9 protein-coding genes and 4 pseudogenes are annotated in these 19,053 nt (G+C 61.1%); 4 read left to right on the forward strand and 9 right to left on the reverse strand.

Annotated elements, in window-relative coordinates:
* Window positions 1-706: 706 nt before the first annotated feature.
* On the reverse strand, window positions 707-1,012 hold the full coding sequence (locus IVB50_RS37360) for a phage integrase N-terminal SAM-like domain-containing protein (protein ID WP_018460443.1): 306 nt from the start codon (window positions 1,010-1,012) through the stop codon (window positions 707-709).
* Window positions 1,013-1,843: 831 nt separating this feature from the next.
* Here IVB50_RS37360 and IVB50_RS37365 point away from each other — a divergent pair.
* On the forward strand, window positions 1,844-2,854 hold the full coding sequence (locus IVB50_RS37365; RefSeq protein WP_039801407.1) for a PAS domain-containing protein: 1,011 nt from the start codon (window positions 1,844-1,846) through the stop codon (window positions 2,852-2,854).
* A gap of 70 nt (window positions 2,855-2,924) precedes the next feature.
* Here IVB50_RS37365 and IVB50_RS37370 read toward each other — a convergent pair whose 3' ends face one another.
* A complete protein-coding gene (locus IVB50_RS37370) occupies window positions 2,925-3,152 on the reverse strand; it encodes a hypothetical protein (RefSeq protein ID WP_143273025.1) in 228 nt (75 codons plus the stop codon).
* A 119-nt stretch (window positions 3,153-3,271) separates the two neighbouring features.
* Between IVB50_RS37370 and IVB50_RS37375 the strand changes: the two genes are divergently transcribed.
* Window positions 3,272-5,380: a methyl-accepting chemotaxis protein gene (locus tag IVB50_RS37375; RefSeq protein ID WP_018460439.1), complete on the forward strand. Its 2,109-nt coding sequence runs from the start codon at window positions 3,272-3,274 to the stop codon at window positions 5,378-5,380.
* Between the two features lie 1,654 nt (window positions 5,381-7,034).
* Here IVB50_RS37375 and IVB50_RS37385 read toward each other — a convergent pair.
* Together IVB50_RS37385 and IVB50_RS37390 are read right to left on the reverse strand one after the other, a co-directional pair.
* A complete protein-coding gene (locus IVB50_RS37385; protein ID WP_026234031.1) occupies window positions 7,035-9,434 on the reverse strand; it encodes an EAL domain-containing protein in 2,400 nt (799 codons plus the stop codon).
* Window positions 9,435-10,280: 846 nt separating this feature from the next.
* Window positions 10,281-11,039, reverse strand: a pseudogene (locus IVB50_RS37390) (IS110 family transposase); the annotation flags it as partial.
* A 253-nt stretch (window positions 11,040-11,292) separates the two neighbouring features.
* Between IVB50_RS37390 and IVB50_RS37395 the strand changes: the two are divergent.
* Complete coding sequence (locus IVB50_RS37395) at window positions 11,293-11,949, forward strand: Crp/Fnr family transcriptional regulator (protein WP_240543263.1); 657 nt, start codon at window positions 11,293-11,295, stop codon at window positions 11,947-11,949.
* A gap of 1,575 nt (window positions 11,950-13,524) precedes the next feature.
* On the opposite strand, the pseudogene ligD reads toward IVB50_RS37395, so the two are convergent.
* The 5 genes and pseudogenes from ligD to IVB50_RS37425 all read right to left on the reverse strand — a co-directional run.
* Window positions 13,525-15,338, reverse strand: a pseudogene (gene ligD / locus IVB50_RS37405) (DNA ligase D).
* Between the two features lie 232 nt (window positions 15,339-15,570).
* Entirely contained in the window at window positions 15,571-16,197 is a 627-nt protein-coding gene (locus tag IVB50_RS37410; protein WP_018460434.1) for an NYN domain-containing protein, read from the reverse strand.
* Between the two features lie 514 nt (window positions 16,198-16,711).
* The gene (locus IVB50_RS37415) at window positions 16,712-17,089 is read right to left on the reverse strand and encodes an ATP-binding protein (protein ID WP_051113081.1); all 378 of its coding nucleotides are present in this window, start codon (window positions 17,087-17,089) and stop codon (window positions 16,712-16,714) included.
* Complete coding sequence (locus IVB50_RS37420; protein WP_051113080.1) at window positions 17,086-17,673, reverse strand: histidine kinase dimerization/phosphoacceptor domain -containing protein; 588 nt, start codon at window positions 17,671-17,673, stop codon at window positions 17,086-17,088. Before IVB50_RS37420 ends, IVB50_RS37415 begins: the two co-directional genes overlap by 4 nt.
* Before the next feature lie 91 nt (window positions 17,674-17,764).
* Window positions 17,765-18,454: pseudogene (locus IVB50_RS37425) on the reverse strand (Hsp70 family protein); the annotation flags it as partial.
* Window positions 18,455-18,527: 73 nt separating this feature from the next.
* Here IVB50_RS37425 and IVB50_RS37430 point away from each other — a divergent pair.
* A pseudogene (locus IVB50_RS37430) lies at window positions 18,528-18,668 on the forward strand (protein-L-isoaspartate O-methyltransferase); the annotation flags it as partial.
* Between the last annotated feature and the right edge of the window lie 385 nt (window positions 18,669-19,053).

A 19,053-nucleotide genomic window follows, 5' to 3' on the forward strand; every position in this document is an offset into this window, starting at 1 on the left:
GGGTCAAAATCGGCGATGAAAACCCACACGATGCCATTCCGATCTAACCTGGACAGCGGGCCCACCCACAGACACAGACTAGCCGCAGTACCCACGTGCCAACCGCCAACCCAGCAGGAATGCCGGCTGATCTCCTACCCAGATGTGTGTCTCGGGATCATCGACCTGCGGCGGAGAGCGGGTCGGCCCACCCGTAAATTTCCCAAGTGCCGCGCCTGCCCCTGATCTGGTACGACGGCCCCAGCTCACCGGAATGAGGCGCATTCGGCCAAATGGATGATCTCGCAATGCTTCTCGCCGAGCTGGAGCGGTGCAAGGCAGAGTTCGAGCACCTGCAAACGGAGCTGAATTCCCCAAGGGGCGCCGGCCCAGTACAGCCAACAACGCTCCAAGATCTGGCGCGCCGGATGAGCGAGATCGCGGCCCGTCTTGAAGCTGCAACGCGCGCGATCTCAAAGGGACCTGCCAGCGGAATACATTGAGCAGTTCCGTAGCGCCCTAGCGAGCCGGCCATCTCCGGTTTGAAGCCAGAACGGACTTGTCCACTTCGCGGAGTACATGGTCTAGTTCGCCATTGGCCGTTGCTCAAGCACCGCAACTCTCCGGCTTGCGCAGGATCAAAACGGACAGCCCCGTTCTCACTAGCCTCACACCTAGCCGAACAACCTGCGGTTCAGTCTGCTGAGGTTATGGGCGCCCAATTGACCTACCCCGATGGAGCGCCGCGCCTGTTACGCCAGTACTCTCGCAATGGCATCCCGCAAGGTTTGCCGTGCGAACGGCTTGCGCAAATAGGCGACGCACCCGGCGTCCACCGCCTCAGGGCCTCGGTCAGATGCAGCTGGAACGCGCGCAGCTCTTCCGCCGTCGCACTGTCGGGGGGAGGGCTGAGGAAAACCCTAAGCCTCTTGACGGCGCGGATGTACTCGCGTTGCGTATCGGGTACGAACCTGCGCATGTTCATGTCGTCGAGCATGCGTTGGCGCAGCGGGCTGATGGGCTTCTCGCTCATTGGGGGCTCCTGTCTTGAGGTTGGAGTGCTTGACCCCTCGATCCTGCAGACGGAGCGCCCGCCCGTCACCTGTGCTCGTTCAAACGGTTACAGCGGTAGACGTGATCGGCGGACCGCGCCGCCAGCCCTCCCGCGAGAGCGGGTTCGTTCTTTGACCCGAAGCCGAAGTTATCAGTCAGCCTTTCATGCCATCCAGACCGGGATAATCTTTGTAAATGTTTTCCTGAAGCACGGAGTCTATTCCGAGAGATGATATCGCCGACCGATGTCCTCAATCTCAGAAACTCAGCTACTGGAGATTCTTGGGCGAGCGTGAGCGCCAGGGATAACTCTCCATGTTCCGATCTACGTGCTGTTTAAATCGTGTGGCTGATTTCGCGTCCATAGACCATCTCGCGGCAACAGGGCCTGCCTGGTAAGAGGCCCCTCCAAATATCTAGAGCGCTACTCTACCGCTTGGCCCAAATGCGAAGTGCACGACGTCCGCTATTTGAGTCGCTATCGGGGGAAAAGAGGACGTCGCACACAATCCGCGGGTCTTACTGTGCTAGAAATCCGAATGCGACAACCAGTGCCACCATGCTCGAGAAAATCAGCAGTGCCGGAAGGGATTTTCGGGTCATTGGCCTCGTCGAATGGCGCGCAGCCGATTGGCCGGGTTGAGGTGTAGGCGGTCTCTAGGACCGCACGACGTTGCCCTCTCTCGTTGGCGTTGCCCGTGGAGAGACGTTCCACCGGCCTGCGACCGTATGGCCGGGTTCACTCAAACATCAGTGTTGAATTGTTCTGCAATTGAGAGTTGAATGTTTGTATTTGAGAACGGGGGTTAATTTGCTGCAGCTGGAGGCACATCTCGGTATATCCGATGTGCTTCGTTTGATTGAAGAAAAGCTGGGAGCAGGTGTCTGGCGCTGTGATGCAGCCGGCCAGATGCAATGGTCGCGTGGCTTTTTTAGGCTGCTCGGATTGGATCCGCATGCGGTGTCGCCGTCATACACCGAAATCCAACGAAGGATTCATCCGGACGATCGCGGTCCGACTCGCGGTCCCAGCGAGTTGATGATAGATCGGACGTTGCTCGACGGTGAATTTCGCATCATTCGGCCCAATGGCGCTTTGCGCTGGATTAACTGCCATACCGAAGTGCTACTGAATAGCGCAGGTGAGCCGGAATGTATTTTGGGGATCGCTCTCGACATTACAGCGCAACGTCGGTTGGTCCAGACGCTGCGAAGTGACGCCGAGCGCTACAGCGCTTTGACCCAGGTGGTAGGCGGTCTGCTGTGGATCGGTAGTTCCGACGGTCGAATCACGGCACTGCCGAATGGCGAGAAGACACCAGAGGCGCATCGGTTGCTTGGCAAAGGCTGGGCTGATCTTCTTCACGAAGACGAGCGTGAGGCGGCCTTGAGAAGCTGGACGGCCTCGGTCGAGACCGGACGGCGGTACAGCGTCGAGCATCGCCTGCGAGAGCCCGACAATACATATCGGTGGTATCATTGTACGGCCGTGCCTGTCACCAATGCGGACGGCAGCATCCAGGAATGGATGGGTCTCTCCATTGACGTGCATCAGGAAAAGCTCTCCGTTCAACACGCGGCAACATCGCAGCTTACGGGCGCGCAACTGCGCGCAGCCCGCGGCATCCTAAATTGGTCTGTGAAACAATTGGCCGCGCGAACGGGGATTTCGTCCGCCATCATTCGTCGGCTTGAAGAGTACGATGATGCTCCCCCAATGTCGGACGAGACGACGGAGATTCTTCGTCGCGTCTTTTCGGATGCGGGAATCGAGTTCTTGTTCCCGTCTGTCGGCGAGCCTGCAGTTCGGCCGCGACGATGATTTGAGACAAGTTGTCGCAAGCTGGCTATCTCACTTTCCATAGGTAGCCTTGGAAGGACCGTCTTGGGGCTCAGTTTTTGGGTTGCTCGCGCATTTCGCGGCCGGGCGAACCAAAAATTTGCGAAATGCGCCGAGCTAATTTCGTCATACGCGCTGAAGCAGCAATTTTTGCGCGCGTGAGGAAAATCAGGGTCGATTTCTTCTTAACCAACTCGCAGCCAATTGTCTTCACCATGGTCTGCACGCTCAAGTAGGGACGGGAAACCTGAGCTACTGTTTTATTATCGAGTGACCCCACGAGGGATCTTTTTGCCATCTGACCTAAAAGCCGCCGTCGGTTGCGGCGACTAAGCGCGTCACATCCAAATCCATTCTTGCCAATCTTTTTAAGGGTCCAATGACCCGCGGAGTGTTGCCATGCCCTTCAAACTCAAACTTCGGATTCGTGGCCGGCTGATTTCGGGATTTCTTTCCGTATGCGCGATCATCGCGCTTTCAGTCGGATACACCGTGTTTGCGGTCGGCGGGATTTCCACGACCGTCGATCGCATGGTGAACCTGCGGACACCCGTCGCGCTCGCGAGCACAGAGCTGGTCGGCAATCTCTATTCCACACTGGCGACATTGCGTGGCTATCTCTTGACCGGAAATCCGCAAGGCAAGCTAGATCGGGCCGCGATGTGGAAGGAAATGGATGCCACAGTTGCCGGCTTCGATGAGAAGGCGGTACATTTTACCAACCCGGAGAACAGCCGAAAATGGGCCGAGGCCAAGGCGCTGCTCGCAGAGTTCCGAGCTGCCCAAGACAAAGCCGAAGCCGTCGCGTTCACTTCCGATGCATATCCAGCGACAAAGCTACTTGTGACCGAAGCCGGTCCGCGCACCGAAACAATGTTTTCCGAGATCACCAAGATGATCAACGAGGAGGAGGGCCAGGAGGCGACGGCGGAGCGTAAGAGATTGCTGAAAGCAATGGCGGACACGCGCGGCAATTTTGCCGCTGCCACCGCTCAACTTCGCATGTACCTCCTGTCGGGCGAAAAGAACGACAAGGAGAAATTCTTCAAGCCGTGGGAGCTCTCTGAAAAAGGCTATACCGCCGTGAGTGCGAAGAAGGACCTGCTTACGCCGTCTCAGCTGCTCTCTTTCGAGAAGATCACGAAGGCGCGGGGCGAATTTGTTCTCCTTTACGAGAAGATGTTCGCGTTCCGGGAGTCAGCGGACTGGAATGCACCCGTGCATATTCTCATAACGGAAGCGGCGCCGCGCGCGGTGAAGATTCTCGATCTGCTCGACGGGCCGAAGGGCGCCGACGGCACCCGCTCTGGAGGCATCAAGACGAACCAGAACAGCATGCTTGCCGAGGAAAGCCATCAGGTGCAGACGAGCATATCCTTCCTGAGGCTGGTCCTGTGGGGCTTGCTTGCGGCAGGACTGGGCCTCGGGGCCGCCATTGCGCTGCTGACCGCTCGCGCGATCGCCCTCCCGATCCAGGGGATGACCGCCGCCATGGGCAGGCTCGCGAGCGGCGATACGTCGACCTCGATCCCAGGTGTCGGCCGCGCTGACGAGGTCGGCGAGATGGCCGAGGCGGTTCAGGTCTTCAAAGACAATATGTTCGAAACCGACCGGCTGCGGGCCGAACAGGCGCAATCAGAGGCCCGTGCGGCCGCCCAGCGCAAGACGGACATGCACCAGCTCGCTGGACGCTTTGAGGATGCGGTCGGAGAAATCATCCAGACGCTCTCATCATCCTCGACCGAGCTCGAAGCGGCGGCCAAGACCCTGAGCAGGACAGCCGAGAGCACCCAGCAGCGCTCTAGCATGGTCGTTGCGGCTTCCGAGGAAGCCTCGAGCAACGTTCAATCGGTTGCCTGCGCCACCGAAGAGATGAGCTCATCAGTCGTCGAAATCAGCCGCCAAGTGCAGGACGCAGCCAGGATTGCCGGCGCAGCGGTGGATCAGGCACAGAAAACCAACGATCGCGTCAACAAGCTGTCACAGGCGGCAACTCGTATCGGCGACGTGGTCGAACTGATCAATACGATCGCGGGGCAGACCAACCTTTTGGCGCTGAACGCAACGATCGAAGCGGCGCGGGCCGGCGAGGCCGGACGCGGCTTCGCTGTCGTTGCCTCCGAAGTCAAGGCGCTCGCCGAACAGACTGCCAAGGCGACTGGGGAGATCAGCCACCAGATCGCCGATATACAGGCCGCCACCCAGGATTCCGTCGTCGCGATCAAGGAAATCAGCGGCACGATCGGTCGGATCTCAGAAATCTCTTCCGCCATTGCAGCCGCGGTGGAAGAACAGGGAATGGCTACGCAGGAGATATCGCGCAACGTCCAACAGGCCGCGCAAGGTACCCACGAGGTCGCCTCCAACATCACGGAGGTGCAGCAAGGGGCCACGGAAACCGGCTCTGCCTCTAGTCAGGTGCTTGCCTCGGCGCAAACGCTGTCGAACGACAGCGCGCGGCTAAAGACAGAGGTCGAGAAGTTCCTGATCACTGTGCGCGCAGCTTGAGGTGCTTCCATGACAAGTACCTCAACATCAGCGAGTCACGCTGGAAGTGTCCCAGCGAGGATCCGTGATGGAGCGTCCGAGCCGGTGGCTGCCAACATCATCCCGCTGCCATTTAGTCGAGAGCGATACCTGATCGTCCAGACCAGAACGGACTAAGTTGCTGCGACGGAAGGTCAATGTCGTTATCGAATGTCTTAGAGTTCTCAATGGCCTGCTTGAAGATGTGGATAACGGATCGATACGTGAGGAATTTCAGTCTCGGGTAGCGCGGCTGAACGAGCTGCTCGTGCTTCGGCTTGATCAGCTATCCGCCGCGGACGCTTGCTGCAGGAGATGCTCCCTTATGCCTGACACGGGACGGATTGTACTGCAGCGCGTACGTTCGTCCTTCAATACTTCGAAGCAGGTGTCGGTGACCACGCAGCCACATCTTGTCCCGTCGCGCGGAATCGGCCGCACGACCGCTCTGACCCGTTACAGCAATAGCGGCGACGCGAGCGATCGATTAGCTAATGCGACGGTAGGTCCCGCGGTCGCGATATCTCCCTTCACCAATGCAAGCGGTGTGACCGATGTGCAACGAGCGCGTAGCTTCACCACAGCTATGTCGGCAACCGAACAATCCGGCTCACGAGTACGCGGTAGCATCCGCGCGACCAATTACTGAGGGCCTGCGGATGAACTTTTCAAGCTCGGAAGATCAGACGTTATTGTCTCTTTGGGAAAGTGTGCGGCGGCAAGTGTTGGCTGATCGCGCGAATGGCGGCCGCTCCCGCATTGTTGGTGACAATCTTCGCAACTATGCTGAGTTGCTCCGTTCGGAAATAGATCGGCGTGAGCTCAAGTACACCTCGATCAATTCAACTGAATGAAGAGGATGCTGCCGGGGGCACTCTAAAATGAGAGACATCCGTGAGCAGTTGGACAGACTCCGCAACGATGCCGCCGACTGCAAATCGATCAGCGATCTAGCCACTGATCTGCGAAAACGAGAATTGTTCGCGAGGCTTGCCGATCATCTGAGCGCGTTAGCTTCAGAGGTCGAACGCGCTACGGCTGTGACAGTCTCTGGCACCCCACCAGAGCTATCACCGCAACATCGGCAATGTTGGGATGCTGCAGCAGGCAGGTTTCGACCTCGGCCGGGTAAATATTCTCTCCGCCGCGGGATGTCCTCGAGGCGGCCCGTGACACGCAAGTAGCCGCGCTTATCCAGCGTCCCGAGGTCGCCCGTGCGCAGCCATCCGTCAGCCGTGATGGCCGGACGCGCATTCTCCGGCGCGTCGAGATAGCCGATTGTGGGTCTGATATCCACGGACTTGAATTACGCCCTAAGTGCCGGTCGGCAAAATACGAAGATCCATCGGAACCGCAACGCGCACTTCCGACGTTCCAGAGCGCTTTCCCGCGGTCCGGACGAACTCAGTCTCCGGATGTCGACGCTCGTCTGCGCGACAATCGGGCTGAGCTCGGTCTGACCGAAGACAGTAAGGACCGGAAGGTCGAGCGCTACCCTCACGCGGCGATGGATCTCGGGAGAGACCAGTGCACCTCAGACAACGCGACGTGCAGCGACGATCCCGACCGTCTCAGGCGTGCCCGCCGGACTTACCGCGCTGTGCCTCGGTGCCGCGATGGCATTCTGATAATTTCGTTAAGCCAACGCTCGGAGCCGCGGCCCTTCCAGCATCAGTGCCACGTCGCAGGCAGGCCGCGGCTTGCTGAACAGATAGCCCTGTGCCTGGGTGCAGCCCTCGCGCCGGAGCAACTCGAGCTGCGCGTCGTTCTCGACCCCTTCCGCGGTCGTGACGATGCCGAGGCTGCGGCCGAGGCCGGTCACGGCGCGGATGATCGCCATGGAATCGGCGCGGGTTGCCAGCTCGGAGACGAAAGAGCGGTCGATCTTGATCTTGTCGAAGGGGAAGCTGCGCAAATAGCTTAGCGACGAATAGCCGGTGCCGAAATCGTCGAGCGAGATACCCACGCCCATGGCGCGCAGCTCATGCAACGTGGTCAGCGTCGCCTCACCGTTTTGCAGCAGCACGGATTCAGTGATCTCCAGCTCGAGACGACGGGCTTCCAGTCCCGCCTCCTCCAGCGCCGCGGTCACGGATGCGATCAGGTTCGGACTCTTGAACTGCACCGGCGACAAATTGACGGCGACGTCAATATCGTCGGGCCAGGTCGCCGCGTCGGCGCAGGCGCTGCGCAGCACGAACTCGCCGAGCTGGATGATGAGACCTGTCTCCTCCGCCAATGGAATGAAGTTGATCGGCGCGATCAGGCCACGCTGCGGATGTGACCAGCGCAGCAACGCCTCGAAGGCGACGACGCGGTTGGTGGCGACGTCGCGGATCGGCTGGTAGTGCACCTCGAATTCGTTCCGTTGCAGCGCCGCGCGCAGATCCATTTCCAGCAGCCGCCGCGCCTGCGCGCGCGCATCCATGCCGGTCTCGAAGAAGCGATAGGTGCCGCGACCGTCCGCCTTGGCGCGGTACAGCGCAAGGTCTGCATTCTTCAACAGCTCGTCCGGATGGCTGCCGTCCTGCGGCGACAGCGAGATGCCGATCGAGACGCCGATCACGATCTGATGGTGGTCGATCTCGTAAGGCGCCGAGATCGCCTCGACGAGACGGCCGGCCAGGAACCTTGCAGCGGTTTCCTCGGAGCGCCCGATCAGGACCACGGCGAACTCGTCGCCGCCAAGCCGGGCCACGGTGTCGCTCTCGCCGACGGTCGCCTCCAATCTGCGCCCGACCTCCTTCAGCAAGGCATCACCGATGGGATGGCCGAGCGAGTCATTGATGTCCTTGAAGTGGTCAAGATCGAGGCAGAGAACGGCGAGTTGGTCGCCTGAATTGGTCCGGCGCAGCCCATGCTCGAGCTGCTCGTGGAATAGGATGCGGTTGGGCAGGCCGGTCAGCGCGTCGTGGCGGGCCATATGGGAGATCCTCGCCTGCGCCTCCAGCCACTCGGTGATGTCCTCGAAGGTCGCGACCCAGCCGCCACCCTGCATCGGCTGGTTGACGACCCGGATGGAGCGGCCGAACCTGGTCACGATGTCGGTCGTGGTGCGGCTCTCGCGCGCGTCGGCGACGAGGCGGGCGAAGAATTCGCCAGCATCGCCTTGCCACTGGCCCTTGGCCTGCTCCTCCCGCAGCACGTCGACCAGCAGCCGGCCGGTGAGCAGGATGTCGGTGCGGCCGAGCATCGCGGCATAACGCTCGTTGAACAGGATGATCTTGCCGTCCGCGTCGAACATGCAGAGCCCCTGCGACATGTTCTCGAGCGCCGTGTCCAGCACCCTCTGCTGGCGGCCCAATTCCCCCTTGGCCCGCCGATCGAGCAGCGCGGCGACCAATGCGATCACGATGATCGCAGCCGCAGCACTCGCGGTCAGAACCGACAGCGACGTCGGCGGGATCGACAGGCCGCTGATCGGCAGCGTCGGATCCGGCGTCAGCTGCACCGCGCCCATCGCCGTAAAATGATGCGAGACGATGGCGACCGTCAGCAGCACCGCAGCACCGAGCGTGCCGGACAAGTTGTCTCGCCGTTCAGCGACATGGAGCGCGAATGCGCCGAAAACCACCCCGAGCAGGATCGAAGCGGCCACCGTGCCCGTCGCCCAGCTGACGCGCGCAGGGATCTCGAGCGCCATCATGCCGGTATAGTGCATCGCCGCCACACCGCCGCCGACGATCGCCCCGCCAAGAGCGACGAGGCCCGGTCGCATGGTCGAGACCGCAACGCTCAAGCCAACAAAGGTGATGGCGATGGCGAAGATTAGCGACAACAGCGTCACCGGAACATTATAGGCGCCGCTGGCGCCCGGTCCGTAGGCCAGCATCGCGATGAAATGCGTCGCCCAGATGCCGCAGCCGGCAACGACTGCATCGAGCGCCAGCCACACCAGGCGGCCCGATCCTTGCGTCGCGCGCGCCCGGTGAAACAGGCTGATCGCAGCCGTACTTGCGAGCAGGCAGAGCGCGCCCCCAAGCGCGACCAGTCGCCAATCGTGTTCATCGGTCAGACAGTAGAGCACTTGATACATCAGCATCCCCCAAGGCCTGCGATCACCAGAGCGGGGAAGTGGTGGATTTTAGGTAACGAAGGAGGACCGGCTTGCCGGATGGTGAACAGAGGCTTCCAGAATCAACCATTCGTTGTCAGTCGAACGACATTCGTCAAACTTCTTTCAACGGGCGATGGGCTTTGCCTGGACAATCAATCTTGACGCGCAAGCAGCAGCGCCGGTTTGCAGAGGGGACGGCGCATCATTGTTACGAGCAGGCTCTCGTCCATGGTGCCTCGCAAATAGAACGGCCACCGCGGAGCAACGCGAAGGCCGCTGCTGGGTTGCCTAGAGCTGACAAGGGCGTTTCCAACCTCCACCCGAGGGGTGAAACGAACTGGATATTTCGGGTTATATTCGTCGCGCTCCGCCGAAGGGCGACAACATTTGGGATGTTGCCGAGAGGGCGCGGACGAATGGCAGAGTGCCGAAGGTACGCCGCAGAGAGTAACGCCACCTCAGTTGCCGGGCTCCTGCGCGATGGCGGAGAGTGCCCCGGCTTCAGCTTGGCTCTGAGGCGGATGGCCGGAGCCGCCTCCGCCGGCTCGGCGGCGGGCCGGCACGGATTAGCTTTCTGCTGATTTTCCATGTTCCCGTAGTACGTGAGATATTGCATACTTTTCCCGATTTGAGACTGCTGCTTTTCCCTTGAGGCTTTTGCAATGTCGAACAGAATAATCGAAGATGATCTGGAGATGCTGCGCCTGATCAAGGCATTCCAGAAAATAACTGACCAGGACACCCGGCGAATGATCCTTCTCTACGTCGAGGAGCAGCTCGAAAAGCGCCAAGCGAAGGTACCGGAAAGCCCTTCGCGCTAACGCGCCAGGCGCCGAAGTCGCGGCCTTTCGAGAACACGTCTCCAGTGCCGATGGCAGCCACCATCGCGCTCGAGATGATCGGGCCAATGCCGGGCACCGTCATCAGTCGCTCGCAGCTTTTGTCTTGACGGGGCAATGCTTCGATCTCGCTGGAGAGGTCCTCGATACGCTCATCCAGCCGGCGCCAGTCGCCCGCCAGATCCTCAATGATGCGCAACATGCGAGGCGAGAGCACATCGGTGCGCGTCGCGAGGATACTCGGCAACTCGGACCGCAGGCAGCGCAGGCCTTGCCGCACGGCGATGCCCCGCTCCAGCAGGAACGCACGGATCTGATTGATGACGCCGGTGCGCTGACCGACTAATCGCTCGCGCACGCGGTGCAGCGCATGCAGGTCGAGCTGGTCGGCGGTCTTGGTTGCGGCGAACTTCATGGTCGGGCGTTGGACCGCCTCGGCGATGGCTTCCGCATCTCGGAAGTCGTTCTTCTGTCCCTTCGAATAGGGGCGCACGTATTTCGCCGGCATCAAGCGGGCGTCGTGGCCAAGCGTTTGCAGCTTGCGACTGAGGTGATGCGCGCCGACGCAGGCCTCCATGCCGATCAAGCACGGCGGCAGGTTGGCGAGCCGGGTTTCCACCTGGCCGCGCGACCACTTCTGCCGCAGCACGATGCCGCCGCGCTGATTCTGGCCAATGATGTGGAACGAGTTCTTGCCGATATCGATGCCGATGACGGCGGGCGAAGCGTCGAGTTTCTGAGACATGGCGTGCTCCTTGTCTTGGGCGCCCTTGCCAGCTTCTCGTACCGCCAGGGCCGCAGCACGGCCGGACCATTCCATTAGCGGAAGTTCGAGCCGAGGCACGCGGAAAACAAATGGTCAGTAAATTGGAACCTGCCTCCTGGGCGAGGGTTTGAGCCGCGTTGTTTCTGCGTGCTTGAGAGGAATACCGGCGATTTCGCTCCAGAATGGCCTTGGGAATAGGCTGCTGGCGGCAACGCCGCCAGCGGACCTTAACTTGCTCGCGCCCTACACCCAGAAAACGTCGTTCGACCTTGATACTGTACTGGTGCGAACGGGAGATGAGTTCAAGCTGGTCTATTTCCCCCTCAGCGGGGCCATAGCGTTCCTAGTTGAAATGTCGGACGGACGTATTGTCGCGTCAACTCTCATGGGCTCGGAAGGGGCGGTCGGCGCTCTCTCCGTCCTAAGTCCCTCACGCTCCCCAGTCACAGCAACTGCCTACGTCCTTGGAGCCGCGCTCCAGGTCCCTGTTTCGCAATTGCAGCTTGCTTATGAGCAAAGCGACACGATCAGGCGTGTTCTACGGCTCCATCTCCGCACACAATTGTTGCAGCTTAACAACGCGGCAGCTTGCAACGCGGTGCATCCGGTGGAGTGCCGCATGGCTCGATGGTTGCTTGAGATTCACGACCACACCGCAGAGAGCGGAATCCAGCTAACGCATGAGGCGCTCGCACAACTTCTCGGGGTCCGCCGAACGACCGTGACGCTAACGATGGGCAGACTTCAGGCCGCGGGCGGCGTCTTATCGGACCGACGCGGAATGCTAGACATCGACCGAAGGCGGCTCGAGAAGATCGCTTGCGAGTGCTACGCCGTGATGCGACACAGAATCAAGCGCATGTATGACAAGGAGCTGGTGGCCGCCTGATCCGCGAAAGTGAGCCGCCGCTCTTTGTTTGACTGGACCTTCGTGCTTGCCTGCGGCTCAGTAACGGCCGACGGTCGCGGTCTAGCGGTAAGTAGCTCACGTTCACCACGCCCCGACAAGCATTAGACCGATAATGGTCAAACACGAGACGCAAGCCACCGTTACAGTGTAGCATTCTGGGGTGTTCATAGTTGCCTCCCGAGCTGTTGCCTGTCACTGCTGCGCCGGGAGAGGCCGCCTGTCTCGGGGCCGCTGTTCGGCACGCCTGTGACCGGTTCGGTGCGGTGTGTTGGTCCTGTCGTCGCTGCTGTGATCCGCAGGATTGTAATCCCACATGTCTGGAGCTTCAGGGCGTTCAGCTGGGATCAGAAGCTGCTTTCGCATTTCAGCGAGGCAGGCGCGGCAATATTCACGATAGAGCAGGTCGAATATGGCGGGCATCGTCACCCCCACCGTTTGAGTGTCAGTGTCAGATCTTTCCACCGCGATCTTCGCGTGATTGTAGCCACTTCAGACGGCTCTTCGATGTGAGCCCGTTCGCAGACTGCACCAGTTCCAAGCTCAACAGCCGATTGGTTGACCTGATTGTCTGCCCGAAAAAACAAAGTCACGCTAACACAGACTATAGCAACTCATTGTTTCAGGAAAACTTCGTCAAACAACTCCAGGGCGCCGAACGCCAACGAAAATCCAACCACAGCGCGAATAACTTTACCACTGAGTGAGAGCAACATTCGTTGCAAGCCGACCGAGTATGAGGACAGCATTCTTCCACGCGTTGGCCGACGGCGGCTTCGTAGCCAGCGGCACGCGTGACGCCGCGCTCACCACCGCCTCGGCAGAAGTGAAGTGTATCAGCGGCTGGTCCGGCGTGGCGACGTCGTTTTCCGACGTGAGCCGGTGCTATGCCGGGCAGGGCGTCGTTCCTCGACTTCCGGTGTTGGCCCATCTGCGACCTCGGAGCCCACCCGCTCTTTGGCCGATGTTGGCGGCAAACCGGACATCAGGCGGCCGCCGCTTCATGAGTACGTGCCCTAGTACGGCGCCGGCGAAATAGTTTGAGCTTGTGCATGTGAAACTTGGGGCGTGCCGATTACGGCCGATTGCGGCACGTGCAATGGGACACCGGCCCCGGCTGTTTCTCCCAACCTGGCTGGGGCCTACGCGCCCTTCAGAAAACTGTCAGCACTGTTGGCTGTTTATTTCGAGCGACGCCGTAACGCAGTTCGCTATATGGTTTCGTTCCCGTTTTTTACATCACCGACTGCCGGGCGATCATAAGAAAGCTGCTCCGCAAGTTTATGCTTTGGACTTTGCCGTCGTCGCCGGGTGTTCCGGGATTTTTGTATGAAATACATATTCATCGCGGTCGGCTGCTGGCTGCTGCTGAACCTGCTCTACATTCTCATAGTCACTCCGCCACGTAGGTCGCTCTGGCCTAGACAGCTCGCTCGCACCATTGCTGCGGTCAAGCGACTCATGCAACGCGGACGGCAGCCACCTACCTGAAGGGAGTGAACTTGGGAGTTTTGTGGCGCCATTCCACCCATAGATCGAATGCATCCGACATACGGCTCACCTCCTTGGCTTGACGCGAAATGGACTGTCGATGGAGAAGGCGTCCGGCGCGATCCCGCTCTCGATGCGCTTCCAGGTCACGGGCGCTGCGATCGGAAATCCCTCGCGCGCTCGCGGGGAATAGGTGCCGATCGCCGTCGTCCCGCGGCCATTGCGCAGATAATCGAGGAAGATGCGGCCGCGACGTTTTGATTGCGCAGACAGAAGGTAGCGGTCTGGATGACGCGCTGCGAGCGCGGAGACGAGCTGATGCGCGATCCGATGCGCCTTGTCGTGCAGCATCGGCTGAGCCAGTGGCGCCATCAGATGAATTCCTTTGCCGCCCGTGAGCTTGGGCCAGGTCTCGAAACCCTCGCACTTCATCAGCGTGCGCAGATCGAGCGCGGTCTCCACGACGGCCTCCCAGCCGACGCCCTCGCCGGGATCGAGATCGATCACGATACGGTCGGCATGTTCGAAGTCCTCGACGGTCGCATTCCACGGGTGCAGCTCGACAGCGCCGATCTCGACGAGACCAAAGAGGCCATCGAGGCTGTCGACCCACAGGCGCGTTCCCTGGCCGCCCTCCCGCTTCTGAATACGAAGCTGGTGCACGGCCGCCGGAATGTCCTTCGGCAGCGGCCCCTTGTGGTAGAAGGTGGTGCCTTGCACGTGGCGCACCAGCTTGAGCGGGCGATGGCCGAGGTGCGGGAGGGCCTTCTTCCACACCCTGCGCCAGTAGTCGGCGAGTTCTTCTTTGGACGGTGCAACGGCTTCGGGCAGAAGCTGCAGGATGTTCTCTCTGGGGACGCCGAGCTTCGGGCGGCCGGCCGCGCAGGGCACGAGGCGCGGCGCCTTGACCTTGCGCACCGCAAGATCATCGCGAAAGCCTTTGAACACGGCCTCGCGAAGCAGGCCATCATCGGTAAGCGCGCCATACCGGACCTCGATTTCGAGGATCGGATCGACCCAGGTCGCCTTCGGCTTTTTGACTGGCACGTCCAGGGGAGACGTCTTGCGGATCAACGGATCGAGCCGCTCGCGCAATTCGCGCGCGGTCGTCTCGGTGTAGCCGGTCCGCACCTTGCCGGCATAGAGCAGCTTGCCGTTCTCGCGCCGGCCGACGTAAAGCGAGGCCACTTTCCGGGGGCGCGCCCCTAACTTCTCCACGAACGCGACGATCGGAAAGGCGTCGCTCTTCTTGCACTTGAGCTTGATCCAGCTCTCCTGTCGGCCCGAGCGATAGGGCTCGCCGAGCCGCTTGCCGATCAGGCCTTCCAGCCCCAGCTGGCACCCTTTTTCGAAGATTACGTTGCCGTCGCCCGCAAGCGCCTCGACGTACATGAACGTCTCGGGCGCGTCCTTCAGAAGCCGCTGCAGCAACCGCTTGCGCTCTTCGTACACGACGCCACGCAGGTCATAGCCGTCGAGGTACAAGAGATCGAAGGCGTGATAGCGCACGCGCTCGCTTTGCTTCGGGCCGAGCTCTCGCCTGAGCTGCTGGAAATCCGGCAGGCCGCCACTGCCGTACACCACGGCCTCGCCGTCGATGACCAAGCTGTTTGCTTTGAGTTTGGCCGCGCCCACCGCGATCGAGGAGAACTGTTCCGTCCAGTCCAGGCCGGTCTTCGAATAGACCTTGGCGCATCTCCCCGGTGCAGTTGAGCGCGGTAGCCGTCGGCCTTGATCTCGTAGACCCAGTCCTTGCCGCGCGGCGGATTCTCGCGCAGCGTGGGATCACACGGCTCGATGTAACCAGGAATCGCAACTTTGGTGGCGCCATGGACACGCGATACTCCCCAACGAGACTGACGCAACGCCACGGCACACATGGCGATTCAACGCCGTCGCGCTGATTCGTTCCGTTCCGCGGAGGCCGCTTGACGGCCTCGCCAGCGCGGCAGGTCGAGGAGGCCAAATCCGACGAAACCGGGTGGTCGCGCTACGTCTGCACCAGGATATTCCACTTGCGCGTCGGTCTCCCGACAGGAGCACCGGGCCTTCGGCGGAGCTCATGATCGTACCGGCAGGCCGAACCCGCGCCCCGAGCAGGTGCGCTCGATGTTACGGGATGAGTTCGTCGGGCTCTGGACGCGGCGCCGCCGTGTCGGCGCGCAGCGGCGGGCCACGAACATCGCCGCGCTCGCGGGGTGGTGGGCGCGTGGACAGGTCCCGGCCGATCGCGGCTCGCAGCTCCATCAGGTCGGTGAACACGTCCGCCTGCCGCCGGAGTTCGTCCGCGATCATCGGCGGCTGGGTCGCCATGGTCGACACCACGCTCACCCGTACGCCTCGGCGCTGCACCGCCTCCACCAGCGAACGGAAAGTGCCGTCGCCCGAAAACAGAACCATTTCGTCGACGTCGCCGGCCATCTCCATGGCATGCACCGCGAGTTCGACGTCCATATTGCCTTTGACCTTGCGCCGTCCGAACGAGTCGACGAACTCCTTTGTCGGTTTGGTCACGACGGTGTAGCCGTTGTAGTCAAGCCAATCGAGCAACGGCCGGATCGAGGAGAATTCCTGATCCTCGATGACAGCCGAGTAGTAGAAGGCGCGGAGCAGGATACCTCGGCTCTGGAATTCCTGCAGAAGGCGCTTGTAGTCGATGTCGAAGCCAAGGCTTCGGGAGGTGGCATGAAGATTGGCGCCATCGATGAACAGGGCAATCTTGCTGGGCGAGGACGACATGTTGGCAGGCCCGAATGATCCCGGCGGAAGCACCGCTCCCGCTTGGCGGATGGTTTGCTCAAAGATGGAGTTTGGGCACGGGGCGGCCTTGGCCCGCCGCTCACTCGCATTCTGCGTTGCGGCAAGAACGTGAGCTCCGACGGAGCAAGGCTATATCCAAGAATTCGAGCTTTCAAATCCTTTTTCATGAACAGTTGAACCAGGAGCCTGCTGCAAAGACAATGCAGTAGGGGACGCCGTGAATGCCGCACGAATTGCCGCTCTTCGAAATCCACCTCAGGCGGCGCCGCCGGGCATGCAGATGGTGTCTCTGCACGACTGATGGGCAAACCATCATGCAAGGCTCGGAAGCCAACCGGCCGGCTGCCCGGTACCAGGCCAATCGGGCGCTCTTTCTGATGCTGCTCGCTTCCGGGAGTCGCTCGGCAGGCCGCGAAGACCCGTCGCGGAGTCGCTCGCGCCGAAGCGCCTGATCACCCGGGAAATTGCCCGCAAGCGGGCCGACAGCTCGTTATCACGCAATCGCCCGTCGAGCGACGTTCATCGTCACTTGAACGCCCTTGTTCGGCGCGGACTCGACCTTGAAGTCCGGTTTCGCGTTTTCCCTCAAGGTCTGCACGATCAGCGCGCCGATCTTTCCCGGGATCGGCCATGTAATGCCCTCAGGCAACCCGACTCCGTCGTCCGCGATGACCACGCGATACCGGTCTTCGCTCTGGCGCAGACATTCGATCGTGATCACGCCGTGGCCGCGGCCTTCGAAGGCATATTTGAAGGAGTTGGTCAGCACCTCGTTCACAACGAGCCCCACCGACCGCGCGGTGTTGACCGAAACCGGGGCATACTCCGTCTTCTGCTCGAGCCGAATTCCCTGGACGGCGCAGGTGTTCATGACCGCGGCGGCGATCTGGCTGAGGTAATGGCCCAGATCGACCTCGTCGCCGGCGGCCTCGTTCGACAGGCCTGATAGGGCAGATGCAGGGATTCGATGCGGCCGGCCAGCGTGTGCAAGTCGACCCTCTCGCCCCGTCTTTCGTTGCGTGCTTCGAGCCGTATGAGGGCGACGATCAACTGAAGATTGTTCTTCACGCGGTGCTGCAGCTCGCGCAGCAGGATGTCCTTGTCGCGGATCCGGCGCGCATACTCCTCACGCTCGGCACGCGCCCTGTCGGTGATGTCGATCAGCGCCGCGATGCGATAGTTCTCGGTCCCGTCCTCGTTTTGAATGAGACCGGAGAAGGCCTCGACCAGGAGCGGTCTAGGCCGCTCCGCCCGGAAGGTGCCGAGAAACTCTCCTCCGTCCTTCAGCACGGCCAGATCCAGCGAGACGTTCGGATCGCTTTCGTCCGTGAACCCGGCCAGGATCGACCAGCCCTTGCCGGCGCAGTCTTTCGCGTCCTGGCCGAAGAGCGTTTCGAATTCCTTGTTCGCGTAGCAGATGCGCTGGTCGCCGCGGAAGAATTTCGAGACTGGCATCCTGCTCGATGGACGGCGCATTGGTATGATGCGCTCATCGTCAACATGGCCCTACCACCCTGCTGGACGTCTTCGAGGGCCACAGCATCTCGGGTGGAATTCCTACGAGGTCGAATTGCCCCAACAGCTTGTTGTCGGCCGCCAGCTCGCGTTCGCCCTGGAACACACGTACCGTGACGGCATTCTGATTGTCCTCTGCCGTCGAGAACACCTGGCTGCGTTTTGCGGGAATTGTGGTGTTGCGGTTGATCAGCTTCGTCATCACGCCGCCGAGCGTCTCGATACCCAGGGACAGGGGAGTGACGTCGAGCAGCAGCACGTCCTTCACGTCACCCTGCAGCACGCCGGCTTGAATGGCGGCCCCGATGGCCACGACCTCGTCGGGGTTGACGCCCTTATGCGGCTCGCGCCCGAACAAGGCCTGGACGGTCTCCTGCACCTTGGGCATGCGGGTCTGGCCGCCAACCAGCACGACTTCATCGATCTGACCAGGCTCCAGACCGGCGTCCTTCAGGGCAGCCCGGCATGGTGGAATGGTTTTCTGGATGAGGTCGTCGACGATCGCCTCCAGCTTGGCTCGCGTCAGCCTGATGTTGAGGTGCTTGGGTCCGTGCTGGTCCGCGGTGATGAACGGGAGATTGACATCTGTCTCTGTGCTACTCGACAGCTCGATTTTGGCCTTCTCCGCAGCGTCCTTGAGACGCTGTAACGCCAGGCGGTCGTTCCGCAGCTCGATGCCACTTTCTTTCCTGAATTCATCTGCGAGGTAATCGATAATGCGCTTGACGCCCCTGTGCTGGAACTCCTCGATCTCTTGCTCGCGGCACGAGCGGCATCGGCCTCGCCGGCGCGATGAGGACGGCGCGCCGCCGATCGCGCACGCCCAGACTGTCTCCCAGCCCTACATTGTCGCGCTGATGACCGAAGCGGCCGCACTGAAGTCCACGGACAAGGTGCTCGAAATTGGAACCGGTTCAGGCGCGCGGAGCTCAGTGAACTGCGCGGATCGGACGGCGGACGGGCTTCCGCATCACGCAGCCCGTGCACTTTCTCCGGGTCTTGCAGAGCATACGGTCGGAAGCTTGGACAAGGGAGCCGTGCCGCCGTCGAGATCGATCAGCGCATCAATGGCCTCATTGAGCTCCGAGGCCGCATCCGACTGCATGCCTTGCTTCGCGGACGCTACGAGGCGGTATGCGTCTAACGCCCACCGGCGGAGCAGATCTCGCTTCTGCTCCTCGCATAATGTCGGGTCGCGCAGAACCTCGCTCGGTCGCGTATAGCGATCGCAAGTTCGACCTGCACGCTCTCCTCGGCCGCTAGGCCTTTTGCGGCCGCAGGTTGAGGTGGCTTTCTGGCGACGGCACTCGCCGAAGCGCG

Source organism: Bradyrhizobium sp. 87 (genome assembly GCF_023073015.1).
GTDB lineage: Bacteria > Pseudomonadota > Alphaproteobacteria > Rhizobiales > Xanthobacteraceae > Bradyrhizobium > Bradyrhizobium canariense_D.

Excerpts from the sequence above, each read along its gene's own strand:
- IVB50_RS37360 (WP_018460443.1), bottom strand. The coding sequence starts at position 1,012 with ATGAGCGAGAAGCCCATCAGCCCGCTGCGCCAACGCATGCTCGACGAC.
- IVB50_RS37375 (WP_018460439.1), top strand. The coding sequence starts at position 3,272 with ATGCCCTTCAAACTCAAACTTCGGATTCGTGGCCGGCTGATTTCGGGA.
- IVB50_RS37385 (WP_026234031.1), bottom strand. The coding sequence starts at position 9,434 with ATGTATCAAGTGCTCTACTGTCTGACCGATGAACACGATTGGCGACTG.
- IVB50_RS37410 (WP_018460434.1), bottom strand. The coding sequence starts at position 16,197 with ATGTCGTCCTCGCCCAGCAAGATTGCCCTGTTCATCGATGGCGCCAAT.
- IVB50_RS37415 (WP_051113081.1), bottom strand. The coding sequence starts at position 17,089 with ATGAACACCTGCGCCGTCCAGGGAATTCGGCTCGAGCAGAAGACGGAG.
- IVB50_RS37420 (WP_051113080.1), bottom strand. The coding sequence starts at position 17,673 with ATGCCAGTCTCGAAATTCTTCCGCGGCGACCAGCGCATCTGCTACGCG.